16 protein-coding genes are annotated in these 14,640 nt (G+C 64.2%); 4 read left to right on the plus strand and 12 right to left on the minus strand.

Annotation, left to right across the window (positions count from 1 at the left end):
• Positions 1–6: 6 nt before the first annotated feature.
• From AC1D1J_RS19110 to AC1D1J_RS19165, 12 genes are all read right to left on the minus strand, one after another.
• Positions 7–852 carry a universal stress protein gene (locus tag AC1D1J_RS19110; RefSeq protein ID WP_477695569.1) on the minus strand — a complete coding sequence of 282 codons (846 nt, stop codon included), beginning with the start codon at positions 850–852 and terminating at the stop codon, positions 7–9.
• 123 nt (positions 853–975) lie between these two features.
• The gene (locus AC1D1J_RS19115) at positions 976–1,620 is read right to left on the minus strand and encodes a response regulator (protein WP_477687022.1); all 645 of its coding nucleotides are present in this window, start codon (positions 1,618–1,620) and stop codon (positions 976–978) included.
• Complete coding sequence (locus AC1D1J_RS19120; protein ID WP_477695570.1) at positions 1,617–2,891, minus strand: PAS domain-containing sensor histidine kinase; 1,275 nt, start codon at positions 2,889–2,891, stop codon at positions 1,617–1,619. Before AC1D1J_RS19120 ends, AC1D1J_RS19115 begins: the two co-directional genes overlap by 4 nt.
• Positions 2,892–2,919: 28 nt before the next feature.
• On the minus strand, positions 2,920–3,171 hold the full coding sequence (locus AC1D1J_RS19125; protein WP_477687020.1) for a hypothetical protein: 252 nt from the start codon (positions 3,169–3,171) through the stop codon (positions 2,920–2,922).
• Between the two features lie 27 nt (positions 3,172–3,198).
• On the minus strand, positions 3,199–3,456 hold the full coding sequence (locus tag AC1D1J_RS19130) for a nitrogen fixation protein FixH (protein WP_477687019.1): 258 nt from the start codon (positions 3,454–3,456) through the stop codon (positions 3,199–3,201).
• A gap of 20 nt (positions 3,457–3,476) precedes the next feature.
• A complete protein-coding gene (ccoG, locus tag AC1D1J_RS19135; RefSeq protein ID WP_477695571.1) occupies positions 3,477–4,904 on the minus strand; it encodes a cytochrome c oxidase accessory protein CcoG in 1,428 nt (475 codons plus the stop codon).
• 7 nt (positions 4,905–4,911) lie between these two features.
• On the minus strand, positions 4,912–5,829 hold the full coding sequence (gene ccoP / locus AC1D1J_RS19140; protein WP_477695572.1) for a cytochrome-c oxidase, cbb3-type subunit III: 918 nt from the start codon (positions 5,827–5,829) through the stop codon (positions 4,912–4,914).
• Positions 5,830–5,896: 67 nt separating this feature from the next.
• The gene (locus AC1D1J_RS19145; protein WP_477687016.1) at positions 5,897–6,034 is read right to left on the minus strand and encodes a cbb3-type cytochrome oxidase subunit 3; all 138 of its coding nucleotides are present in this window, start codon (positions 6,032–6,034) and stop codon (positions 5,897–5,899) included.
• An 11-nt stretch (positions 6,035–6,045) separates the two neighbouring features.
• Positions 6,046–6,675: a cytochrome-c oxidase, cbb3-type subunit II gene (ccoO, locus tag AC1D1J_RS19150; RefSeq protein WP_457281526.1), complete on the minus strand. Its 630-nt coding sequence runs from the start codon at positions 6,673–6,675 to the stop codon at positions 6,046–6,048.
• Positions 6,676–6,696: 21 nt separating this feature from the next.
• A complete protein-coding gene (gene ccoN, locus AC1D1J_RS19155; RefSeq protein WP_457281527.1) occupies positions 6,697–8,130 on the minus strand; it encodes a cytochrome-c oxidase, cbb3-type subunit I in 1,434 nt (477 codons plus the stop codon).
• 65 nt (positions 8,131–8,195) lie between these two features.
• Complete coding sequence (gene ccoS / locus AC1D1J_RS19160) at positions 8,196–8,333, minus strand: cbb3-type cytochrome oxidase assembly protein CcoS (protein ID WP_431095040.1); 138 nt, start codon at positions 8,331–8,333, stop codon at positions 8,196–8,198.
• Entirely contained in the window at positions 8,334–10,637 is a 2,304-nt protein-coding gene (locus AC1D1J_RS19165; protein WP_477695573.1) for a heavy metal translocating P-type ATPase, read from the minus strand. It abuts the gene before it with no gap.
• 359 nt (positions 10,638–10,996) lie between these two features.
• Here AC1D1J_RS19165 and AC1D1J_RS19170 point away from each other — a divergent pair, with 359 nt between their 5' ends.
• The 4 genes from AC1D1J_RS19170 to AC1D1J_RS19185 are packed head-to-tail and all read left to right on the plus strand — an operon-like array spanning position 10,997 to position 14,621.
• A complete protein-coding gene (locus tag AC1D1J_RS19170) occupies positions 10,997–11,440 on the plus strand; it encodes a universal stress protein (RefSeq protein WP_477687014.1) in 444 nt (147 codons plus the stop codon).
• A gap of 41 nt (positions 11,441–11,481) precedes the next feature.
• Complete coding sequence (locus tag AC1D1J_RS19175; RefSeq protein ID WP_477695574.1) at positions 11,482–11,904, plus strand: universal stress protein; 423 nt, start codon at positions 11,482–11,484, stop codon at positions 11,902–11,904.
• Between the two features lie 27 nt (positions 11,905–11,931).
• A complete protein-coding gene (arcD, locus tag AC1D1J_RS19180) occupies positions 11,932–13,413 on the plus strand; it encodes an arginine-ornithine antiporter (protein WP_477695575.1) in 1,482 nt (493 codons plus the stop codon).
• Positions 13,413–14,621 (plus strand): arginine deiminase, encoded by a 1,209-nt coding sequence (locus AC1D1J_RS19185; protein ID WP_477695576.1) that lies wholly within the window; start codon positions 13,413–13,415, stop codon positions 14,619–14,621. Before arcD ends, AC1D1J_RS19185 begins: the two co-directional genes overlap by 1 nt.
• Positions 14,622–14,640 lie beyond the last annotated feature (19 nt).

The following is a 14,640-nucleotide window of genomic DNA, read 5'->3' on the forward strand; positions in this document are numbered from 1 at the left end:
GCCCGCTTAATGCGCCATCAACACGGGTAGCGTCATGCTTTTAAGCACGGTCCGGGATGCGCCGCCCAATACCCATTCATAGGCGCGGGCGCGGCCATAGCAGCCCATCACCAGCAAGTCCGCCTGCAGATCGAATGCGCGCGACAGCAGCAGGTCGCCCAGGTTCCCGGGTTCCGCGCCTTCCACATTTTCCCGGTGCCAGCTGGCCTGGACACCGTGGGCCTTCAGGTAAGAGACGATATTCGGACCTGCGCCCGTAGCCGCCCCGGCATCAACGCCCCAGCTCAGGATATGCACCGAGTTTGCGTTGCGCAGGATGGGCAGGGCCGCGGTCACCGCGCGTGCGGCTCCGCGGGTGGGCTTCCAGGCGATCACCACATTGCCCGGCAAACCCGGCTTTGCCGACGTGTAGGGCAGCACCAGTGCCGGCCGGCCGCTCAGGGCAATCACAGCCTCCGGAAAATCCGCCGGCATCAGCGTGGACCACCCCTCGCCCGGGCCGTGCTGGCCCAGCACCAGCAGGTCGGCATAGAGCGCCTGTCCGGCAAAGGCCGATAGCAGCGGAAATTCATGAACTTCAGCCCAGGCGGCCGGCAACCCCGCGGGCCTGAGCTGCTCGAACACCGAACGCGCCCGCGCCAGTTCGGTGTCCTGCACGTTCTCCCGCCTCACGGCCAGGCCGGGGCCCATGCCGGAGGCGACGGGAAGCGCCTCCGAGGCCGAAGGCGAGGCATACAGTGCCGTGATACCGGCATCGTACTGCGCGGCAAGCCGGCAGGAAAATTCAAGGCGTTGCGCGAATTGCGGCGAGGCGTCGGCGTGGACCAGCAGTTGTTTGAGTTCATTGCTCATGGAACACCTCCAGTGCAAAGTTTGGATACCCTGACTGTAGGGAGATGCGCCCGCGGCTGTGTTGACCCTCGTCAACACAAGGCGCCTTCCGCGACGGCCCCCGTTTAGACCGTGAACAGGTTCTTAGGGGTCCAGCGGCTCGGTCAGTCCGTGCTTGAGCGCATAGCGGATCAGCTCGCTCTGGTTTTGCAAGCCCATTTTCTGCATGAGGTTGGTCTTGTGGGTGCTGACAGTCTTGACCGACAGGTTCAGCCTCGTCCCGATGTCCGTCAGGGAAATGCCGGCCACCAGCAATTGCAGCACTTCAAACTCACGATTGGAAAGGCTTTCGTGCGGAACCGCCTGGCTGCCGGGCATCGCGCCCAGCGCGAGTTGCTCGGCCACTTCGGCGCTGATGAAGGCGCCGCCTGAAGCCACCTTGCGTATGGCCTGCTCCAGCTGGTCCGGTGCGCTCTCTTTGGTCAGGTAGCCGCTGGCGCCGTTCTTGATGGCGCGCACGGCGTACTGCAGCTCCTGGTGCATGCTCAGGACCAGGATGCGCAGCTGCGGCTTTTCGCCGCGAATCAGCTTGATGAGTTCCATCCCGCTGCGCCCCGGCATGGAGAGGTCCAGCACCAGCACGTCGAAGGCCAGCTCGCGCACGCGCTGCATGACTTCCGTCCCGTTGCCGGCCTCGCCGGCGACCTCCATGTCCTCGATGGAGGACACGATGCGCTTGAGCCCCTCCCGCACGATGGAATGGTCGTCGGCAATCACAATCCTGATCACGTGATGTCTCCTGTTTCGGGCACCGGGATGCTGACCCGTATGCGGGTTCCCTGGCCAGGCGCGGTGTCTATGTCCACCGTCCCCTGCAGCAGGCGGGCCCGTTCGCGCAGGCCCATCAGACCCAGCGAGCCGGGCTTGCGCGGGGCGTCCGGCACGAACCCGGCACCGTCATCGCTCACTTCGAGGATCACGGCCGCGTCAGTCCTCGCTATGCGTACATCGACTTGCGACGCACTCGCGTGCTTGGCCACATTCACGAGCGACTCCTGCACGATGCGAAACACCGCCGTGGCATACGGTTCGGCCAGCTCAACCTCCTCGTCCTGCGACAGCTTGCACGCCACGCCGTGACGCTGGGTGAAATTATGGGTAAGCCACTGAATGGCCGGCACCAGGCCCAGGTCGTCCAGCAGCAGCGGCCGCAAATCCGACGCGATGCGGCGCGTGGCGGCCACCGTGGTGTCCAGCAAGCCGAGCATGTCGTCGAGCTTGGCCCGCACGGCACCCGTGTCCGGGGGCAAGGCTTCCCGGATCCAGGTGGCGTCCATCTTGATCGCCGTCAGCGACTGCGCGAGTTCGTCATGCAACTCGCGCGCGATCCGTGTTTTTTCGCTTTCCCGGATGGCGTGGGCCGCCGAGGCGAAGGCGCTCAGTTCCTCGCCGGCGCGCACGCGCTCGGTCACGTCGCGCAGAATCACTGTGTAAAGCTTGCCATGCGCGGTATCGAGCTGCGAGATGGAAGCTTCCAGCGGGAACTCCTCGCCGCTGGATCTTCGTCCGTACAGCACCGTGCCGTCCCCCATACGCCTGGAGGTCGTGCCGGTCTGACCGAAACGCCTGACCTGCTCGCCGTGCGCCCCCTGGTGCCGCTGTGGAATCAAACGCGTGAGCGGCTGACCCAGCATCTCGCGCGTGGGCCAGCCGAATATCTTCTCGGCCGCCTTGTTGTACAAAAGCACGTTCTGCTTGCTGTCCACGGTGATGATGGCGTCCATGGCCGAATCCAGCAGGCCGGCCAGCCTCGCGTCCGCGCCCTCCAGCGCTTGCTTGCCGATGCGGTCTCGCGCCGCGTCACGCCCGGCCAGCAGCCAGGCGATGCCGCAAGTTGCGGCGGCCAGCGCCGTAACCAGCGGCAGGCCCGGCAGCGACTGCGGGCTGGATGCCAGATGGACGGCGGCCAGAAGCGTCAGGGTTGCCATCACGGCCAGCGCGATGGCCATGGAACGCCGGCGCTTGGGCACCGCGTCACCGACATGGGGAAACAGGGACATGGGGCAGCTTCGGGAGTGGAACCCGATCTTACCGCCCGGCCCTTTCTGCGGAAGCCGGCGCAGGCCCCATCAGCAGCACCGTCAAGGCGCTGGACGCCGCACAGGCAAGCCAGAATACAAAAAAGGCGGCGGTCTGCAGCGCCAGCCGGGACAGCCCCGCGGGTTGCCCGTAACGCAGCATTTCCTCAGGGTCGAACAATCCGAAGAGCAGCAGTTCCAGCAGGCAGGCCGACAGAAAAGCCGGCCAGGCGATGCCCAGTATCTTGTTGGCTGAAATCATGGAGTCTCCTCTTTGCGTTGCAGGCGATCAGGGACGGGGTGTTTTGTCGGGTGTGGCCGCGTGATTGCGCCCCTCCAGGGCAGGCGCCAGCGCCCTGGGTTGATGCAGCGCATTGGTCCGCGAGGCTCGCGCCGGCTCCTGTCCGCCTATCACGGCATCCGGGTACTTGACGGCCAGGAAGGCTGTCACCACGCCTGCCACGACCACGGCGGCGGGCCCTGAAATCACCAGCCAGACATGACCGTGCTTCCACCATGGAGTGGCTTGGGTGGGAATGGTAGTCATGAGGGGCCTTTCATCGCGATTCATCGCGGAACAAGGAACACGGATTTTTCTTCGACGTGGGCACGCCCGCTTTCATCGCCGACACGGAACACGATGGCGTGCGAGCCGGCCTGCGTCGAGCCGTAGGGAATTTGCAGCCGCACTGCGACCCAGCGGGATTCGGTGGGGCCCACGCTGACTTCGGCCTCAGAGGCGACCGTCAGACCCTCCAGTCCGGCGGCCGCAATCGTGTAGCGTTGCGGCTGCTCGGTGGCGTTCATGATCTGCAGCCGGTAAACATTTTCCAGCCGCCCGCCCGCCACGATGCGCGAAAGCGCGGCGCGGTCCCGCACGACGTCGACCTTCAACGGCATGCGCGCCACCAGGCTCCAGAGGAGTGTCAGGCACAGCACGCCGAGCAGCGCCGTATAGACCAGCACGCGCGGGCGCAGCACCTGCCGCAGCATGCGTGAAGCACCCCATTTTCCGGCGAGCGCGTTCTGGGTGGTGAAGCGGATCAGACCCCGCGCATAACCCATTTTGTCCATCACACCATCACACACATCCACGCATGCCGCGCAGCCTATGCACTCATACTGCAGGCCCTCGCGAATGTCTATGCCCGTCGGGCAAACCTGCACGCACAGAGTGCAATCGACGCATGCGCCCAGGGACAATGCCGAGGCGTCGGCGTGGCGCGACCTGGCGCCGCGCGGTTCACCCCGCGCCGGGTCGTAACTCACGATCAGCGTGTCCTTGTCGAACATCGCGCTCTGGAAGCGCGCATAGGGGCACATGTATTTGCACACCTGCTCGCGCAGGAAGCCGGCATTGCCGTAAGTGGCGAAACCGTAAAACAAGACCCAGAAGATTTCCCAGCCACCCATTTTGGTCTGCAGGAACTGCAGGATCAGCTCGCGGGCCGGCACGAAATAAGCGACAAATGTAAAGCCGGTCCACATCGCCACACCTATCCAGAGGATGTGCTTGAACCACTTCTTGACCAGCTTTTCCAGCGAGAACGGCGCACCGTCCAGCCGCTGCCTGGCGGTGCGGTCACCTTCCACCTTCCGCTCTATCCAGAGGAAGATTTCGGTATATACCGTCTGCGGGCAGGCAAAGCCGCACCACAGGCGGCCCGCCACCGCCGTGAACAGGAACAGCGACAAAGCGCTGGCGACCAGCAGGCCGGTCAGGTAGATGAAGTCCTGCGGGTAGAGCACGTAACCGAACAGGTAAAAGCGCCGCGCCTCCAGGTCGAACAGCACCGCCTGGCGCTGCCCCCACTGTAGCCACGGCAAGCCGTAGAAAAACAGCTGCGTCAAGATGACGAATGCCCAGCGCCAGCGCGCAAACAGCCCGCTCACGGAACGCGGGTAGATTTTCTTTTGCGCCTCGTACAGCGACTCCCCTGCCGGCTCTGCCGCCGGCACGATGGGAATGATTTTTCGCAAAGGCAGCTGGGTCACTGTCGCCTCAAAGTTTTGCCGCAGCGGCTTTGTTGGAGAGCCCCCAGATGTAAGCTGTCAACACATGGATCTGCGCTTCCGTGAGCTTGCCGGCCTGCGCAGGCATTTCGTTGGTTTTGCCTTTGTTCACAATGTCGACGATGGCCTGCTCTCCCCAGCCGTGCAGCCAGATGTCGTCGGCCAGGTTGGGCGCGCCTATCGCGGTATTGCCCTTGCCGTCCATGCCGTGGCAGGCCGCGCAGGCGGTGAATTTGGACCTTCCGAGTTGTGCGCGCAGTGAATCGTGTGGGCCGCCTGACAGGCTCAGCACGTAGTTCGCCACATTCTTGACATCGTCAGGCGTTCCTACAGCGGCTGCCATGGGCGGCATCTGTCCCTTGCGGCCCAAGGTCAGGGTCTCCCTGATTTTCTCGGTTGAGCCGCCGTGCAGCCAGTCGTTGTCGGCGAGGTTGGGAAAGCCCTTGCTGCCGCGCGCGTCCGAGCCGTGGCATTGGGCGCAGTTGTTCATGAAGAGGCGCTCGCCCACCGCCATGGCATCGGCATCGCCGGCGAGCTCGTCCGCGCTTTTGGCGGTGAAGCCAGCGTACAGCGGCGCAAGTTCCTTGTCTGCGTTGTCCATCGCGGTGTTGTATTCGCCGCGCGTGCTCCAGCCCATTTCACCCGGATAGGCACCCAGACCCGGATAGGCGACCAAGTAAAGCAGGGAATAGATCACGCTGATCACGAACAGCCACATCCACCAGCGCGGCATCGGGTTGTTGGACTCGCGCAGGTCTTCATCCCAGACGTGACCCGTCGTGTTGTCGCTGCTCTGGGGTATTTTTTTGCGGGCCGTCGCCCACAGCAAGACCAGGGAGCCGACGATGCCGATCAAGGTCAGCGCGGCCACATACCAGGACCAGAAGTTGTCTGTGAAATCGCTCATGGCTCACACCCGATGTGTTGTGCGGTGAATAAAAAACCGGTGAAGAGGTCTTGCATGGCGTTACCCCCTAGTCCTGCAGGAAGGGGATCTTTGCGTCCTCTTCAAACCGCGTGCGGTTGCGCGTGGAGTAGGCCCACATCAGCAGGCCGATGAAGGTGGCAAAACACAGCAGGGTTGCGATGATGCGCAGCGTGTTGACGTCCATGGCTCTCTCCTTTACTTCAGGGCCTTGCCCATAACTTGCAGATAGGCCACCAGGGCATCCATTTCCGTCTTGCCCTTCACCACACCAGCGGCCTCGGCGATTTCGGCGTCGGTGTAAGGCACGCCCACCCTGCGCAGTGCTGTCATGCGGGGTGCCATGTCGGCGGGGTCGACGGGCTTCTTCTCCAGCCAGCTATAGGCCGGCATATTGGACTCAGGGACCAGGTCTCGCGGGTTGTTCAGGTGGATGCGGTGCCATTCGTCGGTGTATTTGCCGCCTACGCGGTGCAGGTCGGGACCCGTGCGCTTGCTGCCCCACTGGAAGGGATGGTCATAAACAAATTCGCCGGCCACCGAATAGTGGCCGTAGCGCAGCGTCTCCGCGCGAAACGGGCGGATCATCTGCGAGTGGCAGTTGTAGCAACCCTCGCGCAGGTAGATGTCGCGGCCGGCCAGCTGCAACGCGCCATAAGGCTTCACGCCCTCCAGCGGCGCGGTGGTCGACTTCTGGAAGAACAGCGGCACGATTTCCACCAGGCCGCCCACGGCGATCACCAGCAGGATCAGGATGATCATCAGGAAGTTGTTGGTTTCGATCTTCTCGTGCGAGAAGCCGGCCGCAGAGGGGGTTTCGTCTTTCATGGGATGTGCTTTCTTCTCTTGTTATGCGTGAGCCAGCGCCGGCACCGGCACCCGGACAGGGCGGCCCTTGGCCACCGTCATGCAGACGTTCCAGGCCATCAGCACCATGCCGCCCAGGTACAAAAGCCCGCCAAAGAAGCGCACCACGTAGAAGGGATAGGTGGCCTTCACCGACTCGACGAAGGTGTAGGTCAGGGTTCCGTCGGCGTTGATGGCGCGCCACATCAGGCCCTGCATCACGCCGGCGATCCACATGGCGGCGATGTAAAGCACGATGCCCACGGTGGCCGTCCAGAAATGCACCTCGATGGCGCGCACCGAATACATCTGCTTTTGCCCGAACAGGCGGGGAATCATGTAATACAGCGTGCCCATGGAGATCAACCCCACCCAGCCCAGGGCACCCGAATGCACGTGGCCAACCGTCCAGTCCGTGTAGTGCGACAGCGCATTGACGGTCTTGATGGACATCAGCGGGCCCTCGAAGGTGCTCATGCCATAGAAGGACAGCGACACGATCAAAAAGCGCAGGATGGGGTCTTCGCGCAGCTTGTGCCAGGCGCCCGACAGGGTCATCACGCCGTTGATCATCCCGCCCCAGCTGGGCGCCAGCAGGATCAGCGAGAACACCATTCCCACCGATTGCGTCCAGTCAGGCAAGGCCGTGTAGTGCAGGTGATGCGGGCCCGCCCACATATAGGTGAAGATCAGCGCCCAGAAGTGGACGATGGACAGGCGGTAGCTGTAGACCGGCCGCTCCGCCTGCTTGGGGATGAAGTAATACATCATGCCCAGGAAGCCGGCGGTGAGGAAGAAACCCACGGCGTTGTGGCCGTACCACCACTGCACCATCGCGTCCTGCACGCCCGCATAAGCGGAATAGGATTTCATCCAGCCGGCCGGAATCTCCGCGCTGTTGACCACGTGCAGTACCGCCACCGCAAGAATGAAGGCGCCGTAAAACCAGTTGGCCACGTAGATGTGCCGAACCTTGCGGATTCCCAGCGTGCCGAAAAAGACGATGGCATAGGACACCCAGACCAGGGTGATCAGGATGTCGATGGGCCATTCGAGTTCGGCGTATTCCTTGCCGGTGGTGTAGCCCAGCGGCAGGCTGATCGCGGCGCCCAGGATGACCAGCTGCCAGCCCCAGAAGGTAAAGGCTGCCAGCCGCGGTGCAAACAGCGGCACGCTGCTGGTACGCTGGACCACGTAGTAGCTGCTGCCGATCAATGCGCAGCCGCCGAAGGCGAAGATGACGGCATTGGTGTGCAGCGGCCTGAGCCGGCCGTAACTGAGCCAGGGAATGCCGAAATTGAGTTCAGGCCATGCCAGCTGCGCGGCGATGAAAAGGCCCACTGCCATGCCGACCACACCCCAGAGCACAGCTGCCAGTGAAAACTGGCGAACCACCTTGTCGTGATAGGCGATCCCTCGTGTCGTTTCTTCGTTCATGAAGCACCTTTTGTCTTGATGCTTCAAAGTGTCGATGCGGCGTGGGTCGCGCCATTTGATGCAAGTCAATCAGTGTGAAGAATGCGCTCGGCTTCCTGCTCAAGCGCCTCGAACTGACCTCGCCATACCGCCCAGCCCAGCGCTCCGATGATCAGCAAGGCCAGCACGACTGAGAGTGGAATCAACAGGAACAGGATATCCATCTAGTTCTCCGGCGGGGTGCGCGCCAGCCTGGCCGAGTTGGCCACCACCAGCAGCGAGCTGGCCGCCATACCGAAGCCGGCCAACCATGTGGGCATATAGCCAAAAACCGCCAGCGGTACGCAGGTCGCGTTGTAAACCGCTGCCCACAACAGGTTCTGGCGCACGACCGCCCGGGTGCGCCGCGCCTGCGCGACAAGGGCTGGCACCGTGAGCAGCCGGTTGCCGGTCATGATGAAATCCGCCCTGGCCTGAGCCACCGGCACGGCCTGGCCCATGGCCAGGGACACATCAGCCACGGCCAGCACCGGCCCGTCGTTCATGCCGTCACCCACCATCATGACGCGATGGCCCTCGCGCCGAAGGCGGCGCACATGTTCCAGTTTGACCTCCGGCGTGCATTCGCCAAAGCACCATTCGATGCCGGCCCGGCGCGCAAGGTGGGCAACCGCCTGGCCCGTATCGCCCGAAAGCAGCTGGACGCGGACACCGAGTTTGAGCAAGTCGTCCACGGCCCGGGCCGCGTCGGGCCGCATCGCTTCGTCAAGCTCGAACCCTGCGAGGTAGTGCTCGCCATCGGACAGATGGGCCTGCAACACCGGCACATCCCGGCCCGGCACAGGCACGCTGCAAAAAAAAGCCGACCCCAGGCAGAGGTAACGCGGCTCACTGCCGTCCAGCCGGGCGACCTTGCCGCGCAGACCCCGTCCGGTAACCTCCTCCACTTCGCTGGCCACCCAGTCCGCCGCGGGAAAGCGGGCGGCGATGGCGCGTGAGACCGGATGCAGCGAGTGCTTGGCCAGCGCACCCGCCCAGCCACACGCCTCGTCGCGGTTCACACCGGCAGGCACATGGGCCATCACGATTTGCATGCGGTCTTCCGTCAGCGTGCCGGTCTTGTCGAAGATCACGGTGTCGATGCTGGCGCAGCTTTCCAGCGCCTGCAGTTTGCGCACCAGCACGCCGCGCCGGGCCAGTGCGCCCGCGCTGGCCAGCATGGCCGCCGGGGTCGCCAGCGACAGGGCGCAAGGGCAGGTCACGATGAGCACCGCGACCGCGACCGCCATCGCATGAGCCTGGCCAAAAGGCCACCACCACACGGCTGCGGCGGCGCTCGCCAGCAGCACGGCCACCAGGAAAGGACTGGCGATGCGGTCCACCAGTTGCACCAGGCCGGGCTTTTCGACCGAGGCCTGTTCCATCAGGGCTACGATTTCGGCGTACCGGGTTTCCGGCCCAACGCGCAGCAGGCGCACCTGCAGCACACCCGTGAGGTTGTGGCTGCCGGCAATGACACCGTCGCCCACCCGCCGCAGCAGGGGTTTGGATTCGCCGGTGAGCAGCGACTGGTCGACCCGGCTCTCACCGCCCTCAACGGCCCCATCAGCGGGGAAAGCCTGACCAGGCAGCACCCGAATCAAGTCGCCGGCGACAAGGCGACGCACGGCCACCGCACGGAAACTGCCGTCAGCTTCCCGCCGTTCCACGCTGTCCGGAAGGCGGCGCATCAGCGCATCCAGCGCCCCGGCGGTGCGGTCGCGCAGGCGCTGCTCCAGCAGTCGGCCCGACAGCAGAAAAAAAACGAACATGGGCACCGAGTCGTACGAGGCATGGTCACCCCAGGGGCCCGCCGGGTCAAAGGTCGCGGCCGTGCTGGCCCCAAAGGCGATCAGCACGCCCAGTGCCACTGGCACGTCCATGCCGATGCGCAAGCGGCGCAAGTCGCTCAGCGCCGCCGCGAAAAACGGCCAGCAGGAAAACAGCAGCACCGGCAGGGTCAGCACCCAGGATGCCCAGCCCAACAGCGCCTGGATGTCGGGCGTGATCTCGCCCACCGGCGCCAGATAGGCCGGCGCCGCATACATCATGACCTGCATCATGCAAAAACCCGCCACCAGCCATCGCCACAACATCACGCGCTGGGCCTGCACCCTGCGGCCGGCCAGCAACAGATCGCCTGCCGGCAAGGCGCCGTAGCCGGCCTGGCGCAATGCTGCAATCCAGAGAGAAGGCTGCGTGGTCTGCGGATGCCACTGAAGCCGCGCCGTGGCAGTCACGCCGTTGACCTGGACCGTATCCACGCCGGGCAGCTTGCGCAAAACCTCCTCGACCGTGAGCGCACAGGCCGCGCAGTGCATGCCCTCCAGCGCCAGGTACGACTCCCACCAGCCCTCGCGCCCCGCGACCGGCCGGCTAAAGCCCTCCCATTCGGCCGACTCGTCGAGCACTGCCCACTCCGTCGCAGTGCCGGCGACGGGCTGCACGGAGCCAGAGGGAAACATTGGCAGTGAAGGGACGGCTTGCATGGCGAAAGCTTAGCCAGCACCGAGTGCCGGGCCCTTGACATGGATCAAGCCCGGCTTGGCACGGCGCGGCACGGTTGCAATCCAGGGCAAGGGCCATGGGCACTCCCGCGGGTGTCGGCTGGCTGTTTGGCACTGTGGCTTAAGTCTGCTGGCGAACAGACACCTCCCGATGCAGCGCGCACAGTCACTTATGGCATCGGACATCTTCCGGCCAATGCAGTTCTGCAGGCATCGAAAGATCTCATCAAAAAATGCCGGAACAGAGGATCGGAATCAGGTGCCGCGCCCTTGATATGGATCAAACCCGGGCCGCCGCGGCGCTCCTAGACTGCAAACGAATCAACACAGGAGAACCCACCATGTACAAGCGCATTCTTGTTGCCACCGACGGTTCGACGCTTTCCAGAAAAGCGGTCAAGGACGCCATCGCCCTTGCCGTGTCTTTGGATGCCGGACTCGTGGCGCTCAACGTCGTGCCGCGCTATCCCATGAGCTACTTTGAGGGCGGCGCCACAATTTCGCCGCAGGAAGTCGGGCGCATTGAAAAGGAATGGACCGGCAAGGGTCAGGCCATTGCCGACGCGGCGCAAAAGGCCGCCGAGGCTGCGGGCGTCCAGGCCAAATCCGTGATCGCCAAGTCCGACCTCGTAGCCACCGCCATCCTGGCCGCAGCCAAAAAGAACAAGTGCGACCTCATCGTCATGGCCTCGCACGGCCGCAAGGGCCTCTCTCGCATCCTGCTCGGAAGCGAGACCCAGCAGGTGCTCACGCACAGCAGCATCCCCGTCCTTGTCCTGCGCTGAGCGCGCGCCGTCTCATTTTTTTCCATTTTCCGGAGACAACCATGAAAGTCCTTCTGGCCGTTGACGGCAGCAAGTTCACAAAAAAAGCCCTCGCCTTTCTGGTCACGCACGAAACCCTGATGGGGCCCGACGCGGAGTTGATCGTGCTCAATGTACAGATCGCTGTTCCTCCACGCGTCAAGTCCATGGTGGGCGCCGCCACGGTACATGCCTACCACCGCGACGAAGCCCAGAAAGTGCTGGAGCCTATAGAACTCTTTCTCAAACGCCATGACATCACTTTCCGGGCCTCCTGGGTCGCCGGCACACCGGCCACACAAATCGCGCAGGCGGTGAAGCGTGAAAAGGTACACATGCTGGTCATGGGCACCCATGGCCATGGTTTGCTGGGCCGCGCCCTGCTCGGCAGCGTTGCCCAGCGGGTAGTGGCGGACGTTGACGTGCCGGTGCTGCTGGTCAAGTAGCCGATCATCTTTTACGGAAGGCCTGCCATGAACACACTGTCAAATACCCGCTCCCCCGTGTCGCCGCCGCGGGCTATTCCCACCACACGCCAGGCGCAGGGCGGTTTGGGCCTGGGGCTGCTGGTCGCGCTGGTGACGGGCTCCATCATCGGCAGCGGCATTTTCGGCCTGCCGCAAAACATGGCGGCGGGCGCCGGCGCGGGTGCCATCCTGATCGGCTGGCTGGTCACGGGCGTGGGCATGCTGGTGCTGGCGCGCGTCTACCAGATGCTGGCCCTGCGCAAGCCCGAACTGGACAACGGCGTCTATGCCTATGCCCGCGCGCTGTCAGGCGAGTACATCGGCTTTAACTCCGCCTGGGGGTACTGGATCAGCGCCTGGATCGGCAACGTCGGCTACCTGGTGGTCGCCTTCGGTGCGCTCGGTTATTTCTTTCCAGCTTTCGGCGAAGGCAACACGCCCGCGGCCGTGGCCGGAGCGTCGATAGTCCTCTGGATCGTGCACGCGCTGGTGCTGCGCGGCATCAATACTGCCGCCTGGGTCAATGCGATTGTCACAGTCGCCAAAGTCATTCCGTTGCTGCTGTTCATTGTGCTGGCCGCCGCCGCTTTCCAGGCGCCCACCTTCAGCCTGGACTTCTGGGGCAGCGCCAAACTCGGCTCCGTACTTGACCAGGTCAAGAGCACCATGCTGGTGACGGTGTGGGTGTTCATCGGCATCGAAGGCGCCAGTGTCTATTCGGCGCGCGCGCGGCAGCGCAAGGACGTCGGCAAGGCCACGGTGATTGGTTTTCTGATCTGCCTGGCACTGTTGATGGCCGTCTCGTTGCTGTCCCTGGGCATCTTCACGCAGCCCGAACTTGCCGGATTGAAGAATCCCTCCATGGCCAGCGTGCTTGAGAAAGCCGTGGGCACCTGGGGCGCTGTGCTGATTTATGTCGGCCTCATCGTTTCCGTCGGCGGTGGCTTCCTGGCCTGGACATTGCTCGCTGCGGAGTCGCTTTTCACACCGGCCAACAGCGGCGTGATGCCCGAATGGCTGGGCCGCCAAAGCAGCAAGGGCGTGCCGGCCAATGCCCTGTGGCTGAGCAGCGCCATGGTTCAGATCTTCCTCATCGTCACGCTGGTTTCCAAGGCTTCCTACCTGGCCCTGATCTCGCTGTCGACCGCGATGATTTTGCTGCCCTACCTGTTCAGCGCGCTTTACGGCCTGAAGGTGCTGCTGCGCGGTGAGGGCCCAACGAGGGAAGCCACCGCCGGCGGGTCACTGGACCTGCCGGTGGCCGCGCTCGCGTCGGTGTACTGCCTGTGGCTCCTGTATGCCGCCGGCGCCAAATACCTGTTGCTGAGCGCTCTGCTCTACGCCCCCGGCGCGGCCCTGTATTTCATCGCCAAACGGCAGGGCAACAAACAGCCCTTTACCGCTGGCGAGAAAGCCATGCTCGCAGCCGTGCTCGCGCTCGCAGCGGTGGCCGGCTGGATGCTCGCCACCGGTCAGTTGAGCCTGTGATGGCCGGCGTTCATTCAGAGACAGGTCGGCTGCGCAAGGTACTGGTCTGCAGGCCGGGCCTGGCGCACATGCGCCTGACGCCCGCGAACTGCCAGGACATGCTGTTCGACGATGTGATGTGGGTCGCGCAGGCCAAAAACGACCATTACGCGTTCACCAGCGCCATGACGGAGCAAGGCGTGGAAGTGCTGGAATTGCACGACCTTCTCGCAGTCACCGTCAGCGACCCAGCGGTGCGCGACTGGCTGCTGGACCGCAAGCTGACCGGCATCGACCTGGAAGCCGCCGCCGTGCTGCGACCCTGGCTGCAAGAACTGCCGCCGGCCCGCCTGGCCGAGTTCCTGATTGGCGGGCTGACGCCGGCGGACCTGCCCTTCAAGTTGCCGGGTCTTACGGCCGCGTGCGCGAGCGCCTCCGACCTGTTATTGCCCGCCCTTCCCAATACCCTCTTCACGCGCGACAGCAGTTGCTGGATAGGCGACGGTGTGGTGCTGGGCGCCATGTACTGGCCCGCACGCCGGCAGGAGACCCTGCTCATGGCGGCCGTCTACCGTTTTCACCCTGCGTTCGCCGGCAAGGTCGCCGAGTGGTGGGGTGATCCCGGCCAACCGCACGCGCAGGCCTCGCTCGAAGGCGGCGATGTCATGCCTCTGGGCCAGGGCCTGGTGCTAATCGGCATGGGCGAGCGCACCTCGCCGCAGGCCGTGAGCCAGCTGGCGCGCAGCCTGTTTGCCCGCGGCGCCGCGACCCGGGTGCTGGCCGCCCAGCTGCCCAAGTCGCGCGGGGCCATGCACCTGGACACGGTGCTGACTTTTTGCGACCGCGACCTGGTGACAGTGTTTCCCGAGATCGTGCAGGCCATACGCGTGTTCAGCCTCAGACCCGGCAACGAAGCCGGCGCACTGGATGTCAGGGCAGAAACCGGCCCCTTTCTTGACGTGCTCGCCCAGGCGCTGGGTATTGCAAAGCTGCGCGTTGTCGCCACCGGCGGCAATGCCTATGAAGCCGAGCGCGAACAGTGGGACGACGGCAACAACGTGCTGGCACTGTCGCCCGGCGTTGTCATGGCCTACAACCGCAACACCCATACCAACACCCTGTTGCGAAAGGCCGGTGTAGAGGTCATCACCATCCCCAGCGGAGAGCTGGGCCGCGGCCGCGGCGGCAGCCACTGCATGTCCTGCCCGATTGAGCGTGACGCCACCTGACCCGCCATTGAGGCATCCA

This window comes from Polaromonas sp. P1_F8, from assembly GCF_056405635.1.

Coding starts and splice junctions, on each gene's coding strand:
- ccoO (WP_457281526.1), bottom strand. CDS start 6,675: ATGAAAGACGAAACCCCCTCTGCGGCCGGCTTCTCGCACGAGAAGATC.
- AC1D1J_RS19185 (WP_477695576.1), top strand. CDS start 13,413: ATGGCCGGCGTTCATTCAGAGACAGGTCGGCTGCGCAAGGTACTGGTC.
- AC1D1J_RS19170 (WP_477687014.1), top strand. CDS start 10,997: ATGTACAAGCGCATTCTTGTTGCCACCGACGGTTCGACGCTTTCCAGA.
- ccoP (WP_477695572.1), bottom strand. CDS start 5,829: ATGAGCGATTTCACAGACAACTTCTGGTCCTGGTATGTGGCCGCGCTG.
- arcD (WP_477695575.1), top strand. CDS start 11,932: ATGAACACACTGTCAAATACCCGCTCCCCCGTGTCGCCGCCGCGGGCT.
- AC1D1J_RS19120 (WP_477695570.1), bottom strand. CDS start 2,891: ATGTCCCTGTTTCCCCATGTCGGTGACGCGGTGCCCAAGCGCCGGCGT.
- AC1D1J_RS19175 (WP_477695574.1), top strand. CDS start 11,482: ATGAAAGTCCTTCTGGCCGTTGACGGCAGCAAGTTCACAAAAAAAGCC.
- AC1D1J_RS19125 (WP_477687020.1), bottom strand. CDS start 3,171: ATGATTTCAGCCAACAAGATACTGGGCATCGCCTGGCCGGCTTTTCTG.
- AC1D1J_RS19110 (WP_477695569.1), bottom strand. CDS start 852: ATGAGCAATGAACTCAAACAACTGCTGGTCCACGCCGACGCCTCGCCG.
- AC1D1J_RS19130 (WP_477687019.1), bottom strand. CDS start 3,456: ATGACTACCATTCCCACCCAAGCCACTCCATGGTGGAAGCACGGTCAT.
- ccoN (WP_457281527.1), bottom strand. CDS start 8,130: ATGAACGAAGAAACGACACGAGGGATCGCCTATCACGACAAGGTGGTT.
- AC1D1J_RS19145 (WP_477687016.1), bottom strand. CDS start 6,034: ATGGACGTCAACACGCTGCGCATCATCGCAACCCTGCTGTGTTTTGCC.
- ccoS (WP_431095040.1), bottom strand. CDS start 8,333: ATGGATATCCTGTTCCTGTTGATTCCACTCTCAGTCGTGCTGGCCTTG.
- AC1D1J_RS19165 (WP_477695573.1), bottom strand. CDS start 10,637: ATGCAAGCCGTCCCTTCACTGCCAATGTTTCCCTCTGGCTCCGTGCAG.